This window comes from Arthrobacter sp. Y3224055 (assembly GCF_059090825.1).
This window is the reverse complement of record NZ_JBNHGB010000001.1, coordinates 411052-434752: the sequence shown is the minus strand read 5'-3', so window position 1 is coordinate 434752 and position 23701 is coordinate 411052. Positions and strand designations below refer to the sequence as shown.

The window sequence follows — 23701 nt, the reverse complement described above, 5'->3', positions numbered from 1 at the left end:
CTTGGCCGGCAGGTCCGGGGCGTGTCTGTCCGGGTTACTAGACTTGGGCCGTGGATAGTGCAGATTTCTCCGACCTCCCCCATGCGCCCGCCAGCAGCGACCGGCGGCTGCTGGCGGACCTGGCCGCCGACCTGACCACCCTGGATTACAGCGTGGACGGCGTCGCGGCGCTGCTCGGAACCGAGGCGTGGGAGGCCTTGGACCGCGACCAGCTGGTTCCGGCCGTGCTGGCCACCGCCCGCCTGCTGGAGGATCCGGCACAGGGCCGCCTGGCCGCCGTCGTGCGCCTCTGGCTGTTGGGTCGGAGCGTGCCGCCCGGGCTGCTGGCGCGGGCGTTCCCGCGCACCGGGGTGGACGGGCTCACCGCCCTCCGGCTGGCCGAGCGCGACGGCGCTGAGTGGCGGGCCGCCGTCGACCTCCGCCCGTACGCCTTCGGCGAGACCGAGCTGTGGGTGGCCAGCGACCTCGGGGCGCACCAGCGGCCCGGCGTCCTTCGGCACGATCACGTCCTGGGCATCGGCCAGGCCTCGCTGACGCTGGCCCAGCTGACCGTCCGCACCGAGGTGGAACGGGCCCTGGACCTTGGCACCGGGTGCGGGATCCAGCTCTTCCACCTGCTGGGCCACGCCCGCCACGCCACCGCGACGGACATCTCGGAGCGGGCGCTGGCCTTCACCCGGTTCAACCTCGCCCTCAACGCCGGCGCCCTCGGGCTGGACCCGGACCACCTGGAGGAGCGGGTCAGCCTGCGGCTGGGCAGCCTGTTGGAGCCGGTGGCGGGGGAACGGTTCGACCTCGTGGTATCCAACCCGCCGTTCGTGATCACGCCGCGTCGCCCGGCCGAACGCGCCGACGAGCAGTTCACCTACCGCGACGGCGGACTGCCCGGCGACGACATCGTGGCCACCCTCTTCCGCTCCCTGCCCTCGGTGCTGGCCGACGGCGGCGTCGCACAGATGCTGGGCAACTGGGAAATTCCGGCGGGCGCGGGCAGCTGGCACGCCCGGTTGGAGCAGTGGCTGGCGCCGGACACCGACGCCTGGGTCATCCAGCGCGAGCAGCTCAGCCCGGCGCAGTATGCGCAGACGTGGCTGCGGGACGCCTCGGTGAACCGCGACCCCGAGCTGTTCGAATCCGCGTACGCCGCCTACCTGGACGATTTCGCGTCCCGGGACGTGGAGGCCCTCGGCTTCGGGCTCGTGTGGCTGCGCCGCTCCCTGCCCGACGCCGCGGCCGCCGCTGCAGGCGCAGGATTGCTGCGGAGGTTCGAGGAGATCACCTATCCGATCGAACAGCCCATCGGCCCGCACCTGGCCGCGGCGGTCGAGCGGGCCGATTGGCTGGCCGAGCACGCCGCGGACTTTGGCCGCCAGCACCTGCGGGCGGCCGAGGACGTGACCGAAGAGCGGCACCAGCGGCCGGGCGCCGAACATCCCGGCGTCATCTTGCTGCGCCAGGGCGCGGGGCTGCGCCGGACCAACCTGATGAGCACCGAGTTGGCCGGGTTCGTTTCCGCGTGCGACGGCGAGCTGGGCGTGGACCAGATCATCGGTGCGCTGGCGGCGCTGTTGGGCCGCGAGGAGCCGGACTTCGCCGGGCAACTCTCCGCCGAAGTGCGGAACCTAGTGGCAGACGGCTTCCTGGTGCCTGCCGGCGAATAGGAAATTGTTGCCGGATTGCAGTCCGGGATTGGCCGGCAGCCCCGCCCGGGAGCGGTGACCGGCATTACACTTACTGATCATGACTAAGGCTTCAAGCACGACGACCGGCCGGGCGGCCACGGCAGCGGCGGCCACTCCGGCCGAGCCGGCGGCCGGAGACAGGGTCAATATCTCCGATGCCCGCGCCATCCGTGCGCTGGCCCATAACGTGCGGCTGAAGGTCATCGAAGAGCTCTTTGATACGCAGCAGCCGGCCACCGCCACGGAGTTGGCGCAGCGGCACGGGCTGACACCCAGCGCCATGAGCTACCACCTGCGGGCGCTGGAAAAGTGGGGATTCGTCAAACGGTGCGTGAACCAGGGCGACGGCCGGGAACGGCACTGGCAGGCCGCCGCCGGACGCCTGGACGTGACCAGCGTGGCGGACAGCCGTGCCGCCACCATGGGCGTGGTGGATGTGGAACTGAACGACCTGCGCGAACGCCTGTCCAAGTACGTTAAACGGGACAAGCAATTGCCGAACCCGGACACCTGGCGGCAGGAGGGGCACCTGGCTGCGCTCAGCACGGGGCGGTTCTACCTGACCGAGGAACAACGGAAGGACCTCGGCCGGCGGATCGGCGAGATCCTGCTGGAATACAGCCCGACGACCAATCCCGAAAACCGGGGAGAAGGGGCGGAAAAGCTTTACTACGTCTTCTCCTTCCTGCCCGGTGACATCGACAACGATTAGGGCCTTGCCGCGGGCATCGGCAGCGGTCCGTTGCCGCGGAGGCAGCCGGCTGCACGCGCTGGCGTTTTCTGTTTCGCGGTACTGTTGCGGCTAACCTAGTGCTGACGGTCCTCCACCCCGCCGGGTTGGGGGACGTATTTACAAGCGCATCAACACCCTTTCTTTACGTAGGAGCACAGTGCCAGCCAAGGCCCGCGAAAAAACCGGTAAGAAACTCGTCATCGTCGAGTCCCCGGCCAAGGGCAAAACCATCGCCGGGTACCTCGGCGAGGGCTTTGAGGTCACGGCTTCCATGGGGCACATCCGTGACCTGCCCCAGCCCTCCGATCTGCCGGCCGAGCTGAAAAAGACGTCGGTCGGCAAGTTCGCGGTGGATATCGAGAACGATTTCGAGCCGTATTACGTGGTGTCTCCGGACAAGAAGAAAAAGGTGTCCGAGCTCAAGTCGATGCTCAAGGACGCCGACGAACTCTATCTGGCAACTGACGGTGACCGCGAGGGCGAAGCCATCGCGTGGCATCTGCTGCAGGTGCTGCAGCCCAAGGTGCCCGTGCACCGCATGACGTTCAGCGAGATTACCCGCGAAGCCCTGCAGCGCGCCCTGACCGAGGTCCGCGAGGTGGACACCGACCTGGTCGACGCCCAGGAGACCCGCCGGATCGTGGACCGGCTCTTCGGCTACGAACTCTCGCCGGTGCTCTGGCGCAAGGTCAAGGCGGGGCTCTCCGCCGGACGCGTGCAGTCCGTGGCTACCCGACTGGTCGTCGAGCGCGAGCGCGAGCGGATGGCGTTCCGGGCGGCCTCCTACTGGGACCTGGTGGCAACCGTGGCGCCGGAGGACGCGGCCAAGGGCGGGGTGTTCAAGGCGAAGCTGGTCTCGGTCGACGGCAGCCGGGTCGCCGCCGGCAAGGACTTCAACGATCTGGGCCAACTCAAGGCCCGCTCCGCCGTCCATTTGGACGAGGCGGCCGCCACCGCGCTGGCAGACTCCCTGCGCAGCGCCAGCTTCTCCGTCCGCGCGGTAGAGAACAAGCCCTACACCCGCCGGCCGGCGGCGCCGTTCACCACCTCCACCCTGCAACAGGAGGCGGCCCGCAAGCTTCGGTTCTCCGCGCGCTCGACCATGCAGGTGGCGCAGAAGCTGTACGAAAACGGCTACATCACCTATATGCGTACCGACTCGCCGGCGCTAAGCGATCAGGCCGTGAACGCCGCGCGGCGCCAGGCCTCCGAGCTGTACGGGCCCGAGTATGTCCCGGATGCCCGCCGCGTTTACAAGGGCAAGGACAAGAACGCCCAGGAAGCCCACGAAGCCATCCGGCCCGCCGGTGATTCTTTCCGCACGCCCGGCCAGGTGCGCAGCCAGCTTTCCGGCGACGAGTACCGGCTGTACGAGCTGGTCTGGAAACGCACGGTGGCCTCGCAGATGGCCGACGCCAAGGGATCGACGTCGACCGTGCGGCTCGGCGCCACGGCCGGGGACGGGCGGGACGCGGAGTTCACCGCATCCGGCACCGTCATCACGTTCCCCGGTTTCCTGGCCGCCTATGAGGAGGGCAAGGACGCCGGACGCGAGGACGAGGACGATGCCACCGGCGGGCGCCTGCCGAACCTCGCCAAGGGCGACGCGCTGGACGCGCAGGCGGTCGACGCCGTGGGGCACGAGACATCGGCACCGCCGCGCTACACCGAAGCATCGCTGATCAAGACGCTGGAAGACCGCGGCATCGGCCGTCCGTCCACCTACGCCGCCACCATCTCCACCATCATGGACCGCGGCTACGTCCGCACCCGCGGCTCCGCCCTGGTTCCGAGCTGGATCGCGTTCTCCGTGGTACGGCTGCTGGAGGAGTACTTCAGCGACTACGTCGACTATGACTTCACGGCGGAACTCGAAGAGGACCTGGACCGCATTGCCCGCGGCGAGGCCAGCCGGACCGAGTGGCTCTCCGGCTTCTACTACGGGGACCGCAAGGAAACCGGCCTGAACACCGTGGTAAACGACCTGGGCGAAATCGACCCGCGCCGGATTAATTCGATCGAGATTGCCGAGGGAATCACCCTGCGGGTGGGCAAGTTCGGCCCGTATCTGGAACGCAACGGCGAGGGCGACGGCGAGGAGCCGGAGCGGGCCAATGTCCCCGACGACCTGGCTCCGGACGAGCTGACCCCGGAGAAAGCCCTCGAGCTGATGGAAACCCAGGGGCCTGGCGAGCGCGAGCTTGGAAAGGACCCGGAGACCGGCCGGACGATCGTGGCCAAGGAAGGCCGTTACGGCGCCTACGTCACCGAAGTGATCCATGAGCCGACGGCCGAGGAACTGGCCGCGCAGCCGGTGGAGTATTACAAGAACGGCAAGCCCAAGCCGCCGAAGAAGCCCACCAAGGTCAGGCCTCGCACCGGTTCCCTGTTCAAGTCGATGAGCGTGGACACCGTCACCCTCGAGGACGCGCTGAAGCTGCTGAGCCTGCCGCGGGTGCTTGGCACCGATGCCGAGGGCACCGAAATCACCGTGCAGAACGGACGCTTCGGCCCGTACCTGAAGAAGGGCAGCGATTCACGGTCGATCGGCTCCGAGGAGGAAATCTTCACCATCACGCTGGAACAGGCGCTGGAGATCTACGCGCAGCCGAAGACCCGGGGCGGCCGCACCGCTGCCGCACCGCTGGCCGAGTTTGGCGTGGACCCGGTGTCGGAGAAGAACATCGTGGTCAAGGACGGCCGGTTCGGCCCCTACATCACCGACGGCGTCACGAACATCACGGTGCCGCGCGCCACCAGCATCGAAGAGCTGACACGCGAGCAGGCCATCGAACTGCTGGCGGAGAAGCGCGCGAAGGGACCGGCGAAACCGGCGGCGAAGAAGCCGGTACGGCGCAAGGCCGCCGCCAAGAAGTAGCGGCCGCCCCGGCCGCCGCCGCCCGCCGCGGTGGGGGCCGGACCCGGTGCCCGTTTGCGGTGCCCGTGCCGCAGGCCTGCATAATATGAACATGCGTCTGGGCGTTCTCGACATCGGTTCCAACACGGTGCATTTGTTGTTGGTGGATGCCCGCCCGGGTGCCCGGCCGGTGCCATTCGCCTCGCACAAGCGGCCGCTGTCGCTGGTGGCGTATCTGGATGCCGACGGCAGTATCAGCGAAGAGGGCCAGCAGGAACTCATCGGCTTTATCCGAGAGGCCTGGCGGTTCGCCGGGCTGCACGGAGCCGAAGACATGCTGGCCTTCTGCACCTCCGCCATCCGCGAAGCGACCAACGGCAGGGCAGTATTGGACCGGGTCAAGGCGGAAGCCAATGTCACGCTGCAGGAGCTGACCGGCCCCGAGGAGGCCGGCATGACCCTGGTGGCCGTCCGCCGCTGGTACGGCTGGGGGTCGGGCACCATCCTGGACCTGGACATCGGCGGCGGCTCCTTCGAGATGGCCATCGGCCATGACGAACTGCCCGAACACGCCGTGTCGGTGCCGCTGGGAGCGGGCCGGCTGACCCGGGAGTGGCTGCCCGAGGACCCCCCGAGCGTGAAGAGCATCAAGGACCTGTACGGGTATATCCGCGAGACGCTGGCTCCCGCGGTCGAAGAAATTTCTGCCCACGGCCGGCCGGACATGGTGGTCGGAACCTCCAAGACCTTCCGCTCGCTGGCACGGATCGCCGGGGCCGCACCCTCGGCCGCCGGCCCGTACGTGCGGCGGGAACTGCACCGCACGGACCTGTCCCTGTGGACGCGGCGGCTGGCCGCCATGCCGGTCAGCGACCGTGTCAATCTTCCGGGTGTCTCGATGGTGCGGGCGCCACAACTGCTCGCCGGGGCGATGGTCGCCGAGGCGGCGATGGAGATGTTTGAGACCGAGACGCTGCAGATCTGCCCGTGGGCGCTGCGCGAGGGGCTGATCCTCAAACGCTTCGATCACCTGCTCTACGACAGCGACGCCCCGGTCAGTCCCGTGGGCACCATGCTGGTGCGGCAGGCGCTGGAGCCGGCCCCCGCCGTCGAGAAGGTGGGCAGTTAGCAGCCGCGGCGCAAAACCGCGGACACGTCACGCGGCGGGGCTACGGTGGAGGGCTTAAATGGCGACGCCGGCGAACGTTGCGGTCGGTTGGGGGAGTCAACCGCTGTTCGCCGGCGCCTAGACCGGAACCAGCAGATCCGGTCCATCATCACTCGCACCTTGATGAGGTGTTTAAGACACTAGACGGGGACCTTGGGACAACGCCGTTAAACACCTGAACGGCACCTGTGAGTTCTTCCCCGCGGGTGTGCGCGGGCGCCCGAACGGCAGCACGCGCCGGATGACGGCACCATGATTCAATGGCAGACATGACTGCTGACGCCACGGAAACACCAACCGCACGCCGCATCGCTTTCCTGGGCTGTGGGTCCATGAACGAGGCCATCCTGGCCGGGCTGCTGGCCTCCGGAACACCGGCAGAAAACGTGACGGCGACGGTGCGCCGCAGCGAACGCGCCGCGGAACTGCGCGGACGTTATCCCGGCCTGACGGTGCTGGCGGAACAAGACGACCCGGGGGCCAACGCCCATGCGGTGCTGGGCGCCGACGTAGCCGTGCTGGGGGTGAAGCCGGCGGGCATCGCGGAACTGTGCCGGACCATTGCGCCGGCTCTGGATAAGCGGACCGTCGTGGTTTCCGTGGCCGCGGCAGTCACCGTTGCCGCCATGGAAGCTGCCCTGCCGGAAGGCCAGCCGCTGGTGCGCAGCATGCCCAACACGCCGCTCAAGGTGCGCCGCGGGGCGGTCGGGGTCTCCGCCGGCAGCCACGTGAGCGATGCCCAGCTGGAGGCCGCCCGCGAAGTATTCGCCGGCGCCGGCACCGTCGTCGTGGTTCCGGAACACCAGCTGGACGCGGTGTCCGCGGTCAGCGGTTCCGGCCCCGCCTATGCTTTCTACCTGGCCGAAGCGATGGCCGCCGCCGGCGTGGAGCTGGGCCTGGAACCGGAGCTGTCGATGACGCTGGCCCGCGAGACCGTGGCCGGCGCGGGCATCATGCTCGCCGCGCCGGATGCCGACCCGGGGGCCATGCGCCGTGCCGTCACCAGCCCGAACGGCACCACGGAACGCGCCATCGCCTCCTTCGACGACGACGGGCTGCCGCAGGTGATCGCGCGCGGTGCCGCGGCCGCTGCCGAACGGGCGGCCGAACTGTCGCGCGAGCTGGCCTGAGCCGTAAGGGGGCCTGGGTCCGCTGGACTTGCGGGCGGCCCCGCTACGGGCGGCCCCCCTACGGGCGGGCCGCGAAACGCTCCAGCAGGTCCACGTGCCCGGAGACGATCAGCATGTCCCGGCTGGAGACCTTGGTTTCGGGCCGCGCATAGGTGAAGTCTTCGCCGGGCGACTTCACGCCCACCACCGTGACGCCGTACCTGGAGCGCACCTGCGACTCACCCAGCGTGAAGCCCTGGGTCTCCTTCGGCGGGTACATCTTGACGATGGCGAAACCGTCGTCGAACTCGATGAAGTCCAGCATCCGGCCGCCCACCAGGTGCGCGGCGCGGCGGCCGGCGTCGGCCTCCGGGTAGATGACATGGTTGGCGCCGATGCGCGAGAGGATCTTGCCGTGCGACGGTGTGATGGCCTTGACCCAGAGGTGCTCGATGCCCAGGTCCACCAGGTTCACGGTGATCAGCACCGAGGACTCGATCGAGGTGCCGACACCGACGACGGCGGAGCTGAACTCCTGGGCGCCCAGTTGGCGCAGCGCGTCGATGTTCGTGGCGTCGGCCTCCACCACGTGGGTCAACTGCCCCGACCACTTCTGCACCAGGGCCGGATCACGTTCGATCGCCAGCACCTCGCGGCCCTGCTTGACCAGTTGTTCCGCGGTCGAGGAACCGAAGCGGCCCAGACCGACCACCAGCACGGGGGCGTTGTGGGCGGGACGTCTGTTCGATGCGGACTTGTCAGCCAATGATGGGCCTCTCTTCGGGGTAGTGGAACAGCTGGCGGCGTTCGCGCAGCGCCAGGGCGGCGGCCAACGTGATGGTGCCGACGCGGCCGGCGAACATCAGGGCGCAGAGCACATATTTGCCCTCGGGCGGCAGCTCGGCGCTCAGGTTGGTGCTGAGCCCGACGGTGGCGAACGCGGAAATGACCTCGAACAGCACTCGGTCCAGGCTTTCGCCGGTGAGGGCCAGCAGCAGGCCGGCGGCGAAGGCCACCAACGTGGCACCCATGACGATCACCGAGATGGCCACCCGCATGGCGCCTTCGGGGATGGTCCGGCCATGGACCTTCACGTCCCGGTCGCCGCGGGCCTCGGCTGCGATGGCGAGGAACACGATCGCGATGGTCGTGACCTTGATGCCGCCCGCGGTCGAGGCGGAACCACCGCCGGCGAACATCAGGGCATCGGAAAAGAGCATGGTGGACGGCTCGATGTCGTTCATGTCCACCAGGTTGAAGCCGAGCGAGCGGGTCATCACGGACGCGAACGTTGCGTGCAGGACCTTGTCCCAGGTGCTCATGCCGCCCAGGGTCTCCGGGTTGCTCCACTCCATGGCGCCCCAGACCAGGGCGCCTACCACCAGCAGGATCAGGGACACCTCGACCGTGAGCTTGGTGTGCAGGTTCCATTTGCTGAAGCGCCAACCGCGCTCCAGGAGCACCATGACCACCGGGAACCCGAGGCTGCCCAGGAACCCGCCGACCATCAGCGGCAGCAGGATCCACTCGTCGGTCTCGTAGGGGACCAGGCCATCGGAGTGCGGGGTGAACCCCGCATTGTTGAACGCCGAGATGGCATAGAAGATGCCGTGCCAGGCGGCCTGGGGAAAGGATTCGCCGAGCATCAGGAAACGGGGGATCAGCACCAGGGCGAGCACCACCTCGATGATCACCGAGGTGGTGATCACGATGCGCAGCAGCGCGCCGACCTCGCCCAGGCGGCCCGCGTTGCTCATGGCGGACTGGGCGATCAGCTTGCCGCGCACGCCCAGCCGCTTGCTCACCATGAGCGCCAGCAGCGAGGCCAGCGTCAGCGTGCCGAGGCCGCCGATGAAGATGCCCAGCAGGATCACGGCCTGGCCGAGGAAGGTCCAGTGGCCGGCGGTGGACACCACGGTCAAGCCCGTGACGCAGACGGCCGAGACTGCCGTGAAGAAGGCGTCGTGCAGCGGCGTGATGACCCCGTCGCGGGCCGCGGCGGGCAACGACAGCAGCCCGGTGAAGACCAGGATCACCGCCACGTAGACGATCAGCGCCAGCCGTGCCGGGGAACTGTTGGCAACGCTGTCCACGAAGTCGCGGAGCGTGCGCAAAAGCGAGAATCGTTCGTGTTCCCGCCCGGCTAGCCATGACGGCTGCTGTCTGGTCATCCCGATCGCTTCTGTCCGGCTCCGAAATCGCTGACTTGCTCCTTGCAGTAGTAAATCATCAATTGATCGCACGGGGCGCGGGAAGAATGCGCGCGCACCGGTGGTTTCGCGTAGCCTGTCTGTGATGTCAGCGACCCCAGTTCCCGCGGTTCCCACTCTGGCGGTGTGGAGTGAATCCGTCTTGGCCTACAATTTCGGCGCGCATCATCCCATGTCCCCGATCCGGTTGGACCTGACGGCCAGGCTGGCTGACGAATTCGCCATCTTCCACCGCCCGAACGTCACGCTGGCCGCAGCCGAAATCGCCGGCGACGCGGCGCTGCAGACCGTGCACGACCCGGCCTACGTGGCCGCCGTGAAGGCGGTCAGCGAAGACCCGGACGCCATCGACGACGAGCGGGGCCTGGGCACGGAAGACGATCCGGTGTTTCCGGGCATGCACACCGCCAGCGCCCGAATCGCCGGGGCCTCGCTGCAGTCCGCGGCCGCGATCCTGGACGGCTCTGCGCTGCATGCGGTGAACTTCGCCGGCGGCATGCACCACGCCGCGCGCGGCAAGGCCAGCGGGTTCTGCATCTACAACGATTGCGCCCTGGCCATCCAGCACCTGCTGGATAACGGCGTGCAGAGGGTGGCGTACGTCGACGTCGACGCGCACCACGGCGACGGCGTCCAGTCGATCTTCTACAACGACCCGCGGGTGCTGACCATCTCCCTGCATGAAACCGGCACCCACCTGTTCCCGGGGACGGGCTTCGCGAACGAGAGCGGGGGCCCGGAAGCGCCGGGCAGTTCCGTCAACGTCGCCATGCCGCCCCGCTCCGGCGACGCCGCCTTCCTGCGGGCCTTCCACGCGGTGGTGCCGCAGCTGGTCAGGGCCTTCGCCCCCGAAGTGATCGTCAGCCAGCACGGCTGCGACAACCATGCCCGCGACCTGCTGAGCAGTCTTCGGCTGAGCGTGGATGCCCAGCGGCAAATGATGCTGGACACGGCCGACCTGGCGCGCGAGGTCTGCGGCGACCGCTGGATCGCCACGGGCGGCGGCGGCTACGACGTCTTCAATGTGGTGCCCCGGTCCTGGACGCACATGCTCGCCATTGTTTCCGGCAGGGCCATTCCGTTGCACAGCGAGGTGCCGCAGTCCTGGCATGACTACGTCGAGGTGCGGTACGGCCAGCAGGCACCGCTGTACATGGGCGACGACGCCGACCTGTGGTGGCGCTCGTGGGAGGTCGGCTATGACCCCAACGACGGCGTGGACCGCACCGTGATGGCCACCCGCAAGGAAATTTTCCCCTACCACGGGCTCGATCCCTGGTTCGACTAGGCCGTTACTGGGTTCGCCAGGCCCCCAGCGGGTGGGGCGGCAGACCCTGGCCGGGCGGCCGCGCCAGACGCAGTCGTCCACTGAACCCCGTATAGAGATTCTGCCCTGCCCGGCGCCGGGACCAACGCCGGGGGTGTGCCCCGGAGCATATATGCGGTTAGGGTAATGCAATGGCCATCGATGATGTCTTTGCAGTGATTGCCGAAGGTACCCGCCGGGACATACTCGGCTCGCTCCGTGACGGCGACAAGGCGGTTGGCGAACTGGTCGAAGAGCTGGAGGTGAGCCAGCCGACCGTCTCCAAGCACCTGAAGGTGCTGCGCGAAGCCGGACTCGTGTCCATGCGCGCCCAGGGCCAGAAGCGCTACTACTCGCTGCAGACCGGGCCGCTGCAGCATGTGGCCGACTGGATCATCGGGTTCGGGGTCGATGTCCTGCCCGCCGCCGAGGCGGGGCCAGTGTCGCCCGCGGTGGCAGCCGCCGTCGTCGCCCCGCAGGAACCCGCGCATGCGGTGACGGGGCGGAGCCTCGAGGTTCCGGTTCCCGCCAACCTCAGCCGGTCGCTCGGCCAGGCGGCCAACAAGGCGACGACCAAGGCCGCGGACATCTTCGCGCATCTGCCCAAACTGCCGCGCCGCCGCCGCGGCTGAGTGGCGGCCACGGTGCCGATGTGAGCGGCGGCCCCGGGTGCCGGTGCCCGGCGACCCCGGAGCCGTTGCGCGCGGCAGCCCGGCCTGGACTCAGACGACGCCCGGAGGAGCCCGGCGGCCCACGAGGCGGCAGCCCGGCGGAGTACCAGAGGGGCCACCCGTGCGGGACGCGGAGGGCCCCCGGGCCGTGAGGAGCCGCACATTCGGGTCCCGACGGGCGGGCGCGTTTGCCCGTGACGGCCGGCACTTTCCGCCCCGCCACCGCGCCCAGCGGTGCCGGAACTGACCGGTTCAGTGCGACAAACCGGCGGACTGTACCGCCGTCCGGCGCGTTACGAGGCGGTTCGGCGATGTGTCAGGTGTGTTTCTTAGATCCCGCTTCTTATGGTTTTCTGTGTGAGGGCCCGCAGCAACCTGAGTGCCCCCATACGTCAGCTAGTGAAGGGACGCACCCATGGATGCCCACCTGCTTGAAGTCCGCGACGAAGTCTTCCGGCGCAACCCAGGCGAAACGGAATTCCACCAGGCCGTCACCGAAGTCTTCGAAACCCTCGAGCCGCTGTCCGCCCGGCACCCCGAATATTCCGACGCCGCCATCCTGCAGCGCATTTGCGAGCCCGAACGCCAGATCATCTTCCGCGTGCCCTGGGTGGACGACGCCGGCAACGTCCAGATCAACCGCGGCTTCCGCGTGGAGTTCAACTCCGCGCTTGGCCCCTACAAGGGCGGCCTGCGCTTCCACCCCTCGGTCTACCTGGGCATCATCAAGTTCCTCGGCTTCGAGCAGATCTTCAAGAATGCCTTGACCGGCATGCCCATCGGCGGCGGCAAGGGCGGCTCCGATTTCGATCCGCGCGGCCGGTCCGACGGCGAGGTCATGCGCTTCTGCCAGTCCTTCATGACGGAGCTCTACCGCCACATCGGCGAATACACCGACGTTCCGGCCGGGGACATGGGCGTGGGCACGCGCGAAATCGGCTACCTGTTCGGCCAGTACAAGCGCATCACCAACCGCTACGAGTCAGGCGTCCTCACCGGCAAGGGCATCGGCTGGGGCGGCTCGCTGGTCCGACCCGAAGCCACCGGGTACGGCGCGGTGCTGTTCGCGCAGGAAATGCTCAAGACCCGCGGGCAGAGCCTGGACGGGCAGCGCGTGGCCATCTCCGGCTCCGGCAACGTGGCCATCAACGCCGTCGAAAAGGCGCAGGAACTCGGCGCCACGGTCGTCACCGCCTCCGACTCCGGCGGCTACATCGTCGACGAGGCCGGCATCGACGTCGAACTGCTGCGCCAGATCAAGGAAGTCGAGCGGGGCCGCATTTCGGAGTACGCCGAGCGCCGCGGCTCTGCCGTGCACTACGTGGCCGACGGCAACATCTGGGACGTCGACTGCACTGTGGCGCTGCCGTGCGCCACGCAGAACGAGCTGGACGAGAAATCCGCCCGGCGCCTGGTGGAGTCCGGGCTGGTCGCCGTCGCCGAGGGCGCCAACATGCCGTGCACGAGCGAAGCGGCCTCCATCTTCCAGGACGCGGGCCTGCTGTTCGGCCCGGGCAAGGCCGCGAATGCCGGCGGCGTGGCCACCTCCGCCCTGGAGATGCAGCAGAACGCCAGCCGCGACGCCTGGACCTTCGAGTACACGGAGCAGCGCCTGGCGGACATCATGGTCGGCATCCACGACCGCTGCGCCGAGACCGCCGAGGAATACGGCATGCCCGGCAACTACGTGGCGGGCGCGAACATCTCCGGCTTCAAAAAGGTAGCCGACGCCATGCTCGCCCTGGGCCTCATCTAAGGCAGCCCACACAGCCAAGCACTGATGACGACGACGGTGCCCGCCACGGCGGGCACCGTTTCGTTGTGGTGCACGGGTCATCCGCTGGGTCCGGGCAGGCTTGACGGACGTTCCGGCCCGGCCTCCGCGGCGGCGGGACGCCCCGAGTAAGCTCACCCCATGGTGCAAAGACTCATCGGGCTGGACATCGGCGGCAGCAAGACACACGGCATCCGGCTGGACGACGGCTTGCCGGTCGCCGAAGCCACGGCGGGCAGCGCCAACGTGCAGAACGCCAGCCCCGCGCAGGCCGCCGCGGCCCTGGCCGAGGTCTTCGGCCGGCTCGGCGCGCCAGCGATCACGGCGGTCTATGCAGGGGCGGGCGGGATCGACACCGAGGGCGACGCCGCGGCGCTGCGCGCCCTGATCGCCCCGCTGGCCCCCGGGGCGGTCGTCCATGTTGTCCACGACACCCGCCTTGTACTCGCCGCCGGACGCCTCCGCACCGGGATCGGCGTGGTCGCAGGAACCGGATCGTCCGTGTGGGGCATCAACGAGGCCGGGCTTGAGGTCCGCGCCGGCGGCTGGGGGCACCTGTTGGGCGATGAGGGCAGCGGCTACTGGCTGGGGCGGGAAGCCGTCCGGCACGCACTCGCCCGCCTGGATGCGGGCCTGCGGCGGGACCGGCTCACGGACCTGCTGCTGGACGACTGCGGGCTGCAGGAGCCGGCCGAGCTGATAGCGCTGTTCCACTCGGCGAAAACCGACCGGCGGTTTTGGGCGGGCAAGTCCCGCCTGGTGGTGGCCGCCGCCGACAGCGCCGATCCGGCGGCAGAGGCGATCGTCGACCGCGCGGCCGCCGACCTGGCCGGCCAGATTGCCCTGGTCGCCCGGCGGCTGGGCATGGGCGGCCCGGTGGTGCTCGGCGGCGGGCTGGGCATGAACGTCCCGCGGTTCCAACGCTCGCTCGCCGCCGCACTGGAACCGCACGGGATCGCAGACCTCCGCACGCTGGACCGGGAGCCGGTCTTCGGCATCGATGTGCTGGCCGGCCTGGCCTGAGCGCGGCCGGCGCCCCACACCTGCGGCTGTAGGGACCGGGCGCCCCGCCGTCGTCATAATCTGTCATGTCCCGGGCCCGCGTTTTCCTTCCCCCGCGGATCGGGCGTACAGTTCCGGGTATGACGACTCGTTGGTATGCGTATTTTGCGTTGGCTCTGGAGGGGCCTGACGTAACCGCTTAGCGCCTACGCATACCAACCTTCAGAGCCAACAGGGCAGAGATGATTCTCTGCCCTTCGCCATTTCTCCGGCGGGTTCTGTAGCGAAGTCCCGCCGCCAACAGACGGGACACCGACCATGAATTCAGCAGCCAACCAGCTTTTGGAAACCGAAGCGCCGACGCCGGCCGGCGTCGAGGCCGCCGACCCGGCCTCGCCGCGCAGCACGAACAACCTGCGGGTGGGCGGCTTCAGCCCGCTGCCGTCACCGGGCGAGGTGCTGCAGGAACAGCCCTTGACCGCCGAGGCGGCCGCCGTCGTCGCCCGCGGCCGGGAGGACGTCCGGGCGGTCATGGACGGGGTGGACGACCGGCTCCTGGTGATCGTGGGACCGTGCTCGATCCACGACACCGCGGCGGGCCTGGACTACGCGCGCCGCCTGGCGCAGGTGGCACGTGAGCACCGCGAAGAGCTGCTGATCGTGATGCGCACGTACTTCGAGAAGCCGCGGACCACGGTGGGCTGGAAGGGGCTGATCAACGACCCGCGGCTGGACGGCTCCCATGACATCGCCGCCGGCCTGCGGCTGGCGCGGACGTTCCTGCTGGAGGTGGCGGAGCTCGGCCTGCCGGTGGCCACGGAGTTCCTGGAACCGATCAGCCCGCAGTACCTGGCGGACCTGGTCAGCTGGGGAGCGATCGGTGCGCGCACCACCGAAAGCCAGATCCACCGCCAGTTGGTCTCGGGGCTCTCCATGCCGGTGGGGTTCAAGAACGGTACGGACGGCGGGCTGCAGGTTGCGCTCGACGCCTGCCACGCAGCGGCCGCGGCACAGGTGTTCCTGGGGATCGACGGCGAGGGACGGGCGGCGCTGGTCTCCACCAACGGCAACCCCGACGCCCACGTGATCCTGCGCGGCGGCGCAAGCGGCCCGAACTACGGAGCCCAAGAGGTGGCGGCGGCGTCCGCGGCGCTGGCGGAAGCCGGCCTGAATCCGCGGTTGATCGTGGACGCCAGCCACGCCAACAGTGGCAAGAGCCACCACCGCCAAGCCGAGGTGGCGCTGGAGATCGCCGCGCAGGTCGAAGCTGGCGGCAGCGCCATCGCCGGCCTGATGCTGGAGAGCTTCCTGGTGGGCGGGGCACAGAAACTGGAGGTGTCCCAGGACGGCGGGGGAGCGGCGTTGGTTTACGGGCAGAGTGTCACGGATGCCTGCATGGAGTGGGACGTCACGGCGGATGTGCTGGCCCAGCTGGCCTCGGCCGCGGGGAATCGCGCCACGAAAGCGGCCTGAGGGTAAAAGGCCGTGCTTGGTTAAAATGCTTAAGCTACAGTGTGCACTTTCACTTTTGCCACAACAGCCTCTAAAGTATCTAGGAAGACGGTTGTTGGGGCGGGGCAAGGCGGCACGCCGCCGGTGTTGCTTACAGTAAAGGAACAGTGCGTAATGGCTGACGAGAACAATTTCTCGAGTGTGCGCTTCTTGACGGTGTCGGAAGTGGCCGCGGTCATGCGCGTGTCCAAGATGACCGTTTACCGCTTGGTGCATTCGGGCGAGATGCCCGCCGTGCGCTTTGGACGTTCCTATCGGGTGCCCGAATCGGCCGTGGAGGAGTACCTGCGTGGCGCCGTGATCGACCGGGAGACCGGGACGGCCTGACGCTCCGGAGTGGGCCGGCTGCCGTCCGGCGGTCAAAGCGGGGGGCGCGGAGGCGGTACCCTGTTAAGGAACGTTTTACGTCATCGTCGAAAACCGTGAGTTGACGTGTGCCCCGCCGGGCACCGGCAGCTGACGAAACTATCAGTGAATGAGGGACTCGTGGGTTCAGTTATCAAGAAGCGCCGCAAGCGTATGGCCAAGAAGAAGCACCGTAAGCTGCTTCGCAAGACCCGTCACCAGCGCCGCAACAAGAAGTAGGACCGACAACCGGTTCCCTTTTCTTCCAAGGCCCGCCAGGAAACTGGCGGGCCTTGTGCCGTTAACCGGTTTTCATCCCCGCCGGCGTGGGTCCGGCCGTTACGCCGCCGGTCGCCGGAATCTGTTGACCCCGCGCCAGAGACCGTAGACCGCGCCGGCACCGGTGGCGGCCTTGAGGCCCAAGGTGGCCGCCCGCCGGCCGCTCCTGTAGTCGTAGACCGGCCAGTTGTTCTCCCGGGCGTGCCGGCGCAGCCTGGCGTCCGGGTTGATCGCCACCGGGTTGCCCACCAGGGTCAGCAGCGGGACGTCGTTGTAGGAGTCGCTATAGGCCCAGCAGCGCGCCAGGTCCAAGCCTTGGCGGATGGCCAACTCCTCGACCGCGATAGCCTTGGCCGGCCCGTGCAGGATGTCCCCGATGAGTCGTCCGGTGTAGGCGCCGTCTTCGGTTTCACCCACCGTGCCCAGGGCGCCCGTCAGGCCCAGCCGGTCGGCGATGACGGCGGCCACTTCAACCGGCGTGGCCGTGACCAGCCAGACCTTGCGGCCCACCCGCAGGTGTTGGTCCGCCAGGGCCCTGGTCCCGGGCCAGATCTTGGAGGCGATGACTTCGTCGTAGACCTCGTCGCCCAGTTGTTTGACGTCGTCGCTCAGCAGGCCGGTGGCAAGGGCCAGTGCCGTGTCGCGGATCGACTGGATGTCCTTGAGGTTCTCACCCCGCATCAGGAAGCGGGCCTGTTTGAAGCCGAAACCGGCAGCGTCGCGCATCCGGAAGGCGCCGCTCTGATACATCTTGCGGGCCACGTGGAACAGGCTGGCGCCGCGCATCAGGGTGTTGTCGACGTCGAAAAATGCCGCTTCCGTCCCCGGGTCCGTGGAGACCGAGGCGCGCTGTGCATGGCCGGCGGCGGTCTTGGGCATGCTTCGAGTCTAACGAGGCGCCGGAGATTGTCCGTTCAGCGCCACCGGCCGCTACCGTGGAAGGCATGACTGGATCCGACACGCGCCCCGGGCACGAACTGGTGCTGCTGACCAAACCCGGCTGCCATCTGTGCCAGGCGGCACGGGAGACCGTCGGGAGCGTTGCGGGGGAGCTCGGTCTCGCCTGGGAAGAGAAGAACATCCTCGAGGACCCCGAGCTCGAACGGCGCTTCGCCGAGGAGATCCCCGTGGTCATGATCGACGGCGTCCAGCGGGACTTCTGGCACATCGATCCGGACCGGCTGCGACGGCTGCTCACACAGTAGTCCGGGGCGGCCCGGCCGGCGTCACAGGAGTTGGAGAGCGGCGCGGGGGAGCTTAATCTTGGGGGGACACAAGCCTGCGGTTGGACAGCCGCCGGCGGCACCCAGGACCCGGAACGGCTGGAAACGGCACGGCCGGAGCCCCGCAGCAGGCATCGGAGCGACAACAGTGACCCACCTCCCGGATACCGAGGCTGCCAAGCCATCCGGCCACGAGATCCCGCCGGCCGCGCTCGCACGCCTGACCATCTACCTCCGGGCCCTGAATTCGCTGGTGTCCGAGGGCACGGAACGCATATCGTCCGAGCAACTGGCCGAGGCCGCCGGCGTGAGCCCGCCCACCCTGCGCAAGGACCTTTCCTACCTCGGGTCGTTCGGTACCCGCGGCGTGGGCTACGACGTGCGGCTGGTCGGCCAGGAGATTGCCGCGGCCCTGGGGCTCACCCAGGACTGGAAAGTCGCGATTGTCGGCATCGGCAACCTGGGCCGGGCCCTGGCCGGTTACTCCGGATTCACCACCAAGGGCTTCGGAGTCGTGGCGCTCTTCGACGCGGATCCGCAGGTCATCGGGTCGGAGGTCTCCGGGATGCGCGTCAGCCCGATCGGTGACTTGGAACTTATCCTGCGCCAGACCGGCACCAACATGGCGGTCCTGGCCGTGCCCGCCGGCGCGGCCCAGGGGCTCTGCGACCGGCTCGTCGAAGCCGGCGTCACGAGCATTCTCAGCTTCGCGCCGGCGGTGCTGCAGGTTCCGCCATCCGTGCAGCTGCGCAAGGTGGACATGGCCACCGAACTGCAGATCCTGGCGTACCACGCGCAACGGGCGCAGACGACGGAGCACGGCTGAACACTGCTGCGCCCCGCCGGGTTCCGGCCGTCAGGCGGCCGGAACCCGCTCCCGGTCAGCGGCCGTAGACGCCGAACTTGTGCGCCTTGGTGGCCTGGAAGAACCTGTTCGACGCCGGCAGGAACAGCAGCACGATCGCCGCGATGCCCAGCAGCACGGACAAGGTGCCGAACCAGATGTTGAAGAGTCCGAACAGCGAGAGCGCGGCGAACACCGCCCCGGTGATGCGGGCCCAGTTCTTGCCCGCCTTCACGCCGAAGGCCACCATCAGGTACAGCCCGACGGCGATCACCGCGGTGATGACGATGAACACTCCTGCCGTACCGCTCATCATTTCCGCCAGCTCGGCGTCGGAGAACTGGCCGCCCTGCTCGCCCAGGGCTTCGCGGACCGACGGGTCGTTGAGCACCATCGCCATGGTGCCGTCCAGATTCGCCAGTTCCGTCAGCATTTCAATGGCGGTCAGCACGGCGGCAGCAATGATCAACCAGAAGGCAATGACGACCTCGCGCGGCGCCGTGGGTTTGGCGGCGGTCTGCGCCTGCCCGCCGGGGTAGCCGTACTGGCCGGGCACGGCGTTCTGGTAGCCGTACGGGGACTGCCCGTACTGCTGGCCGTACGGGGACTGCCCCTGCTGGCCCTGGCCGTAGGGCTGCTGCCCGTACTGTTGTCCATACTGGGGTCCGGACTGCGGCGGGTTCTGCCCGTACTGTCCGTACTGCGGGGCGTTTTGCCCGTAGGGAGGCTGCTCCGAGCCGGGCTGCTGAGGCGCGTTCTGGCCGTATTGCGGCAGGTTCTGCCCGTACCGGGGCTGTTCCTGGCCTCCGGGCCGGCCCTCCCCGTCACCGGGCTGGTTCGGTTCGTTTACTGGGGTGCTCATGGCCGGTTCCTTTTCATCTCATCCACACGGGTCGCCCTCGGTGCGGCCGGCCTGCGCGCCGGCCGCAGAGGTGCTTGGCAGCTGTTAAGGCAACACTACAATGCAGGCCAGTGCCGCGACGGTCGGCCGGAAGGATGATTTTCTTCCCGGCCAGCCGGCGGGGCCAGACACTACACCCCCACGGGCGGACAGCGGGGCTTTTGGGCAAACACCGGCGGTTTGAGACACTTGTACCCATGCCCGAAGCTACCGTCCACCTGCTCCGCCACGGCGAGGTCCACAACCCCGACCGCGTGCTTTACGGCAGGCTGCCGAGCTTCAGGCTGTCCGCGCTGGGCCAGGAAATGGCCGAGTGTGCCGCGGGCTACTTTTCCGAACGCCGCGACGACGGCGCCAGGATCAGCTACCTGGTGGCCTCGCCGTTGGACCGGGCCCAGGAGACCGCGGCCCCGACCGCCAAGGCGCTTGGCCTCGAGATCGTCACCGACGAGCGGATCATCGAAGCCGAGAACCACTTCGAGGGGCTGGCGGACATCCGCTCGCACCTGAACCAGCCCCGGCACTGGCCGCACCTCTACAATCCCTTCCGGCCGTCCTGGGGGGAGCCGTACGCGGCGCAGGCCGCCCGGATGCGCGAGGCCATCGACGACGCCCGCCGGATAGCCGTGGAACGCGGCGGGGAGGGCGCCGAGGCGGTCCTGGTCAGCCACCAGCTCCCCATCTGGGTGACCCGGCTGGCCGCCGAGGGCAAACGGCTCTGGCATGATCCCCGCCGCCGCCAGTGCACGCTGGCCTCGGTGACTTCCCTGGAGTTCGACGGCGGCCGCCTCGCCGGGGTGCGCTACGCCGAGCCGTGCGCCCACCTCCTGCCCGGTGCGGCGAACCTGCCCGGAGCATAATAGAATTACTACGCGTTGTAGAAGTGGGACACCCCCAACCCCACGAAGAAAAGTGTGACTGTGACTGCCGATAACCCCCGTTCGTTCAATCGCCGTACCGCGTTCAAAGTCGGTGCGGGGCTGCTGGGCGCCCTGTCGCTCGCCGCCTGTTCCGTCGAGGATCCGTTGGCCCAGCAGGCCAACGCCGGCGACAACAAGAACTACATCGCCGGCGACGGCTCGGTCACCGAGTACGCGCCCGACTCGCGCGGCGAACCCGTCCAGCTGACCGCCAAGCTCTTTGACGGCACCACCGTCGATGCGGCCGACTGGGCCGGCCAGGTGACGGTCCTTAACTTCTGGTACGCCTCCTGCGCGCCCTGCCGGCTGGAAGCTCCGGACCTGCAGGCGCTGAGCGAGGAATTCGCCGACGGCGCCCGGTTCTACGGCGTCAACATCCGGGACGAGCGCCCCACGGCAGAGGCCTTCGAGCGCAACTTCGGGGTGACGTACCCCAGCTTCATGGACAAGAACGGCGACGTCCTGCTGGCGATGACCGCCTACGTGCCCCCGCAGGCCGTGCCCACCACGCTGGTGCTGGACAAGGAGGGCCGCGTCGCCGCCCGGATCCTGGGCGTGGCGGACAAGGGCACGCTCCGGGCCCTGATTAAAGACGCAGTGGCCGCCTAGCAATGGGGTGGGCGACGGCCGCGCTGCCGATGACTGTGGGCGGCGCCTTCGGCGACACGGTGCTCAACGGCTCCGTGCTGCTGGCAATCCCCGTGGCCATGTTGGCCGGGCTGGTCTCCTTCCTGTCCCCGTGCGTGCTGCCGCTGGTGCCCGGCTACCTGGGCTATGTCACCGGCCTGACCGGCGTGGATCTTGAACGCCAGCGCCGCGGCCGGATGTTCGCCGGCATCGGCTTGTTCGTGTTGGGCTTTTCCATCGTCTTCGTGATCATCGGGGCGATCTTCGGCCAGCTCGGAGCCTGGTTGAAGGGAAGCGAAGCCGGCTGGGTCACCCAGGTGCTGGGCGTCGTCGTCGTCGCCATGGGCATCATCTTCATGGGCGGGCTGTCCTACTTCCAGCGGGACCGCAAGATCCAGTCGCGGCCGCCGGCCGGGCTGTGGGGGGCACCGGTCCTCGGCATGACGTTCGGGCTGGGCTGGGCGCCCTGTATCGGCCCCACCTTCTCGGCCGTGCAGGCGCTGGCCTACTCGGGAGGCGCGGATGCGGCCAAGGGTGCGTTCCTGGCCTTCGTGTACTGCCTGGGACTGGGGGTTCCGTTCCTGCTGATCGCGCTCGGCGTGCGGCGGGGGATGGGCGCCATGGCGTTCTTCCGCCGGCACCGGTTGTTCCTGCAGCGGGCCGGCGGCGCCATGCTGGTGGTTTTGGGCCTGCTGATGGCCAGCGGGTTATGGGGAGACTGGGTGACGCAATTGCAGGACTGGTTTGCAAATGAAGTGAGGCTCCCGATCTGATGAGTCAGACACCCGAAGGCGCTGGACGCCACGACCAAGCCGGTGCCCAAGCAGCGGCCGGACCGGGGACGGATCGCGGCGGCCGGACCGTGAAGGACCGCCGGCCCGCCGACGAACGGAAACGCAACCGCGGCCGGGACGACGTTGCCGTCCCCGCACTGGGTCTCGCCGGCATGCTGCGCTGGGCCTGGACCCAGCTGACGAGCATGCGCACCGCGCTGTTCCTGCTGCTGCTGCTGGCCGTGGCCGCGGTGCCCGGCTCGCTGTTCCCGCAGCGCCCCGCCAACCCCGCCGTCGTGACCCAGTACATTGCGGACAACCCCGCGGTCGGGCCGTGGCTGGACCGCTTCCAGCTCTTCGACGTCTACTCCTCGGTGTGGTTCTCCGCCATCTACCTGCTGCTCTTCCTGTCGCTGATCGGCTGCGTCATCCCGCGCGCGATCCAGCACTACAAGGCCATGCGGTCGCAGCCGCCCAGGACTCCCCGCCGGTTGTCCCGGCTGCCCGAGTACGGGTCCATGGCGGTCCCCGCCGACGCCGGCGTTTCCGCCCGCTCCGCCGTCGAGGACGCCGCCCGCTTGCTGAAGCGCCGCGGGTACCGGGTGGATGTGCGCGACGCGGACACCGACCGGCCCTCCGTCGGAGCGGAGCGCGGCTTCACCAAGGAGATCGGCAACCTGGTCTTCCATACCTCGCTGATCGGCGTGCTGGTGTCCGTCGCCATCGGCGGGCAGTTCGGCTACACGGGCCAGCGGATCCTGGTCGAGGGCGAAACGTTCGTGAATTCGCTCATCGGCTACGACACCTTCAATCCGGGAACCGGGTTCACCGAGGACCGGCTGGAGCCGTTCTCCATGCGCCTCGACGAGTTCGATGTGGTCTTCGACCGGGAATCACCGACCCACTACGGCCAGCCGCTCGACTTCACCGCCACCCTGACCGTGCGCGCCGAGCCAGGGGCGCCCGAGGAGCAGCAGGTGCTGAAAATAAACCACCCGCTGACACTCGGCGGAACGAACGTGTACCTCATGGGCAACGGCTACGCGCCGGTCGTGACCATCCGGGACGGCGAGGGCAACATCGCCCACCAGGGTCCCGTCATCGCCATCCCGAACGACGGCGCCTACACCTCCACGCTGGTGATCAAGGCGCCGGACGCGCAGCCGGAACAGCTGGGCTTCGTGGGGTTCTTCCTGCCGACCGCGATGGAGGGCGAAGACGGGGTGGCCTACGGCAGCGACCCCGATCCCATGAATCCCCGGTTGTACCTGAACTCCTACTACGGGGACCTGGGCCTGGACAACGGCGACCCCAAGAACGTCTACGTCCTGGACACGACCGAGCTGACCGTCCTCAACGACCGCAACCAGGAGGACGGGGGCATCGAACTCGCCGCCTACGAAACCGCGGAACTGCCCAACGGGATGGGCAGCGTCACGTTCGACGGCCTCGTCCGCTATGCAGCGCTGGACATCCACCATGATCCCGGCAAGGTCGGTGCCCTCGTGTTTTCCTCGCTGGCCCTGGCCGGCCTGGGCGCCTCCCTGTTCATCGGCCGCCGCCGCGTCTGGGTGCGGGCCGGCACCCACGAGGACGGCCGCACCATGGTCGAATGGGGCCTGCTGGCCCGCGGCGAGGACCACCGGCTGGCCCCGGAAGCGGCCGCCCTCAGCAAACTCTTCCGCACCCAGTGGCTGACGGATGCCGCCCCCGGGGCGCACAATAGCAAGAGCGCCGCCGGCGTTGACAACCACTAAGGACATCT

22 protein-coding genes are annotated in these 23701 nt (G+C 68.6%); 18 read left to right on the top strand and 4 right to left on the bottom strand.

The features are described 5' to 3' along the window. The first annotated feature begins 50 nt into the window (after nucleotides 1–50). The 5 genes from AC5RTY_RS02110 (at nucleotide 51) to proC (ending at nucleotide 7570) form a co-directional block, all read left to right on the top strand. Nucleotides 51–1661, top strand: coding sequence for a DUF7059 domain-containing protein (locus tag AC5RTY_RS02110; protein ID WP_494138877.1), 1611 nt, complete (start codon nucleotides 51–53; stop codon nucleotides 1659–1661). A 79-nt stretch (nucleotides 1662–1740) separates the two neighbouring features. After that, complete coding sequence (locus AC5RTY_RS02105; protein ID WP_494000642.1) at nucleotides 1741–2394, top strand: ArsR/SmtB family transcription factor; 654 nt, start codon at nucleotides 1741–1743, stop codon at nucleotides 2392–2394. Nucleotides 2395–2572: 178 nt separating this feature from the next. Next, nucleotides 2573–5293: a type I DNA topoisomerase gene (topA, locus tag AC5RTY_RS02100; protein ID WP_494138876.1), complete on the top strand. Its 2721-nt coding sequence runs from the start codon at nucleotides 2573–2575 to the stop codon at nucleotides 5291–5293. A gap of 91 nt (nucleotides 5294–5384) precedes the next feature. After that, complete coding sequence (locus tag AC5RTY_RS02095) at nucleotides 5385–6401, top strand: Ppx/GppA phosphatase family protein (RefSeq protein ID WP_494025356.1); 1017 nt, start codon at nucleotides 5385–5387, stop codon at nucleotides 6399–6401. 308 nt (nucleotides 6402–6709) lie between these two features. After that, nucleotides 6710–7570, top strand: coding sequence for a pyrroline-5-carboxylate reductase (gene proC, locus AC5RTY_RS02090; protein WP_494138875.1), 861 nt, complete (start codon nucleotides 6710–6712; stop codon nucleotides 7568–7570). 58 nt (nucleotides 7571–7628) lie between these two features. On the opposite strand, the gene AC5RTY_RS02085 is transcribed toward proC, so the two are convergent. Continuing rightward, on the bottom strand, nucleotides 7629–8267 hold the full coding sequence (locus AC5RTY_RS02085) for a potassium channel family protein (protein ID WP_494001300.1): 639 nt from the start codon (nucleotides 8265–8267) through the stop codon (nucleotides 7629–7631). Between the two features lie 40 nt (nucleotides 8268–8307). Then, nucleotides 8308–9720, bottom strand: a complete 1413-nt coding sequence (locus AC5RTY_RS02080) for a TrkH family potassium uptake protein (RefSeq protein WP_494000638.1) — start codon at nucleotides 9718–9720, stop codon at nucleotides 8308–8310. Nucleotides 9721–9844: 124 nt separating this feature from the next. On the opposite strand from AC5RTY_RS02080, the gene AC5RTY_RS02075 reads away from it, so the two are divergent. The 7 genes from AC5RTY_RS02075 (at nucleotide 9845) to AC5RTY_RS02045 (ending at nucleotide 16609) form a co-directional block, all read left to right on the top strand. Further along, the gene (locus AC5RTY_RS02075) at nucleotides 9845–11047 is read left to right on the top strand and encodes an acetoin utilization protein AcuC (RefSeq protein ID WP_494025358.1); all 1203 of its coding nucleotides are present in this window, start codon (nucleotides 9845–9847) and stop codon (nucleotides 11045–11047) included. A 170-nt stretch (nucleotides 11048–11217) separates the two neighbouring features. Further along, nucleotides 11218–11697, top strand: a complete 480-nt coding sequence (locus AC5RTY_RS02070) for an ArsR/SmtB family transcription factor (RefSeq protein WP_494012833.1) — start codon at nucleotides 11218–11220, stop codon at nucleotides 11695–11697. Between the two features lie 454 nt (nucleotides 11698–12151). Further along, complete coding sequence (gene gdhA / locus AC5RTY_RS02065) at nucleotides 12152–13492, top strand: NADP-specific glutamate dehydrogenase (protein ID WP_494138874.1); 1341 nt, start codon at nucleotides 12152–12154, stop codon at nucleotides 13490–13492. A 159-nt stretch (nucleotides 13493–13651) separates the two neighbouring features. Continuing rightward, nucleotides 13652–14533 carry an N-acetylglucosamine kinase gene (locus tag AC5RTY_RS02060; RefSeq protein WP_494138873.1) on the top strand — a complete coding sequence of 294 codons (882 nt, stop codon included), beginning with the start codon at nucleotides 13652–13654 and terminating at the stop codon, nucleotides 14531–14533. 297 nt (nucleotides 14534–14830) lie between these two features. Next, nucleotides 14831–15985, top strand: coding sequence for a 3-deoxy-7-phosphoheptulonate synthase (locus AC5RTY_RS02055; protein ID WP_494074027.1), 1155 nt, complete (start codon nucleotides 14831–14833; stop codon nucleotides 15983–15985). Nucleotides 15986–16138: 153 nt separating this feature from the next. After that, nucleotides 16139–16351 carry a helix-turn-helix domain-containing protein gene (locus AC5RTY_RS02050; protein ID WP_493978048.1) on the top strand — a complete coding sequence of 71 codons (213 nt, stop codon included), beginning with the start codon at nucleotides 16139–16141 and terminating at the stop codon, nucleotides 16349–16351. A 159-nt stretch (nucleotides 16352–16510) separates the two neighbouring features. Then, nucleotides 16511–16609: a 30S ribosomal protein bS22 gene (locus AC5RTY_RS02045; RefSeq protein ID WP_003792170.1), complete on the top strand. Its 99-nt coding sequence runs from the start codon at nucleotides 16511–16513 to the stop codon at nucleotides 16607–16609. Nucleotides 16610–16708: 99 nt separating this feature from the next. Here the strand turns inward: AC5RTY_RS02045 and AC5RTY_RS02040 are convergent, their stop codons facing one another. After that, nucleotides 16709–17527, bottom strand: coding sequence for an HAD family hydrolase (locus AC5RTY_RS02040; RefSeq protein WP_494000632.1), 819 nt, complete (start codon nucleotides 17525–17527; stop codon nucleotides 16709–16711). A gap of 65 nt (nucleotides 17528–17592) precedes the next feature. On the opposite strand from AC5RTY_RS02040, the gene AC5RTY_RS02035 reads away from it, so the two are divergent. After that, the gene (locus AC5RTY_RS02035; protein WP_494022395.1) at nucleotides 17593–17853 is read left to right on the top strand and encodes a glutaredoxin family protein; all 261 of its coding nucleotides are present in this window, start codon (nucleotides 17593–17595) and stop codon (nucleotides 17851–17853) included. A gap of 166 nt (nucleotides 17854–18019) precedes the next feature. Then, entirely contained in the window at nucleotides 18020–18697 is a 678-nt protein-coding gene (locus tag AC5RTY_RS02030; protein ID WP_494074028.1) for a redox-sensing transcriptional repressor Rex, read from the top strand. 55 nt (nucleotides 18698–18752) lie between these two features. Here AC5RTY_RS02030 and AC5RTY_RS02025 read toward each other — a convergent pair whose 3' ends face one another. After that, nucleotides 18753–19577, bottom strand: a complete 825-nt coding sequence (locus AC5RTY_RS02025; protein WP_494000629.1) for a hypothetical protein — start codon at nucleotides 19575–19577, stop codon at nucleotides 18753–18755. A 236-nt stretch (nucleotides 19578–19813) separates the two neighbouring features. On the opposite strand from AC5RTY_RS02025, the gene AC5RTY_RS02020 reads away from it, so the two are divergent. From AC5RTY_RS02020 to resB, 4 genes are read left to right on the top strand one after another with little or no spacing between them, the layout of a single operon-like run. Next, nucleotides 19814–20476 carry a histidine phosphatase family protein gene (locus AC5RTY_RS02020; RefSeq protein WP_494012827.1) on the top strand — a complete coding sequence of 221 codons (663 nt, stop codon included), beginning with the start codon at nucleotides 19814–19816 and terminating at the stop codon, nucleotides 20474–20476. Between the two features lie 54 nt (nucleotides 20477–20530). Further along, nucleotides 20531–21145 carry a TlpA family protein disulfide reductase gene (locus tag AC5RTY_RS02015; protein WP_494000627.1) on the top strand — a complete coding sequence of 205 codons (615 nt, stop codon included), beginning with the start codon at nucleotides 20531–20533 and terminating at the stop codon, nucleotides 21143–21145. Between the two features lie 2 nt (nucleotides 21146–21147). Beyond that, complete coding sequence (locus tag AC5RTY_RS02010) at nucleotides 21148–21936, top strand: cytochrome c biogenesis CcdA family protein (protein WP_494000626.1); 789 nt, start codon at nucleotides 21148–21150, stop codon at nucleotides 21934–21936. Next, on the top strand, nucleotides 21936–23693 hold the full coding sequence (gene resB, locus AC5RTY_RS02005) for a cytochrome c biogenesis protein ResB (RefSeq protein WP_494138872.1): 1758 nt from the start codon (nucleotides 21936–21938) through the stop codon (nucleotides 23691–23693). The genes AC5RTY_RS02010 and resB overlap by 1 nt, the downstream gene beginning before the upstream one ends. Nucleotides 23694–23701 lie beyond the last annotated feature (8 nt).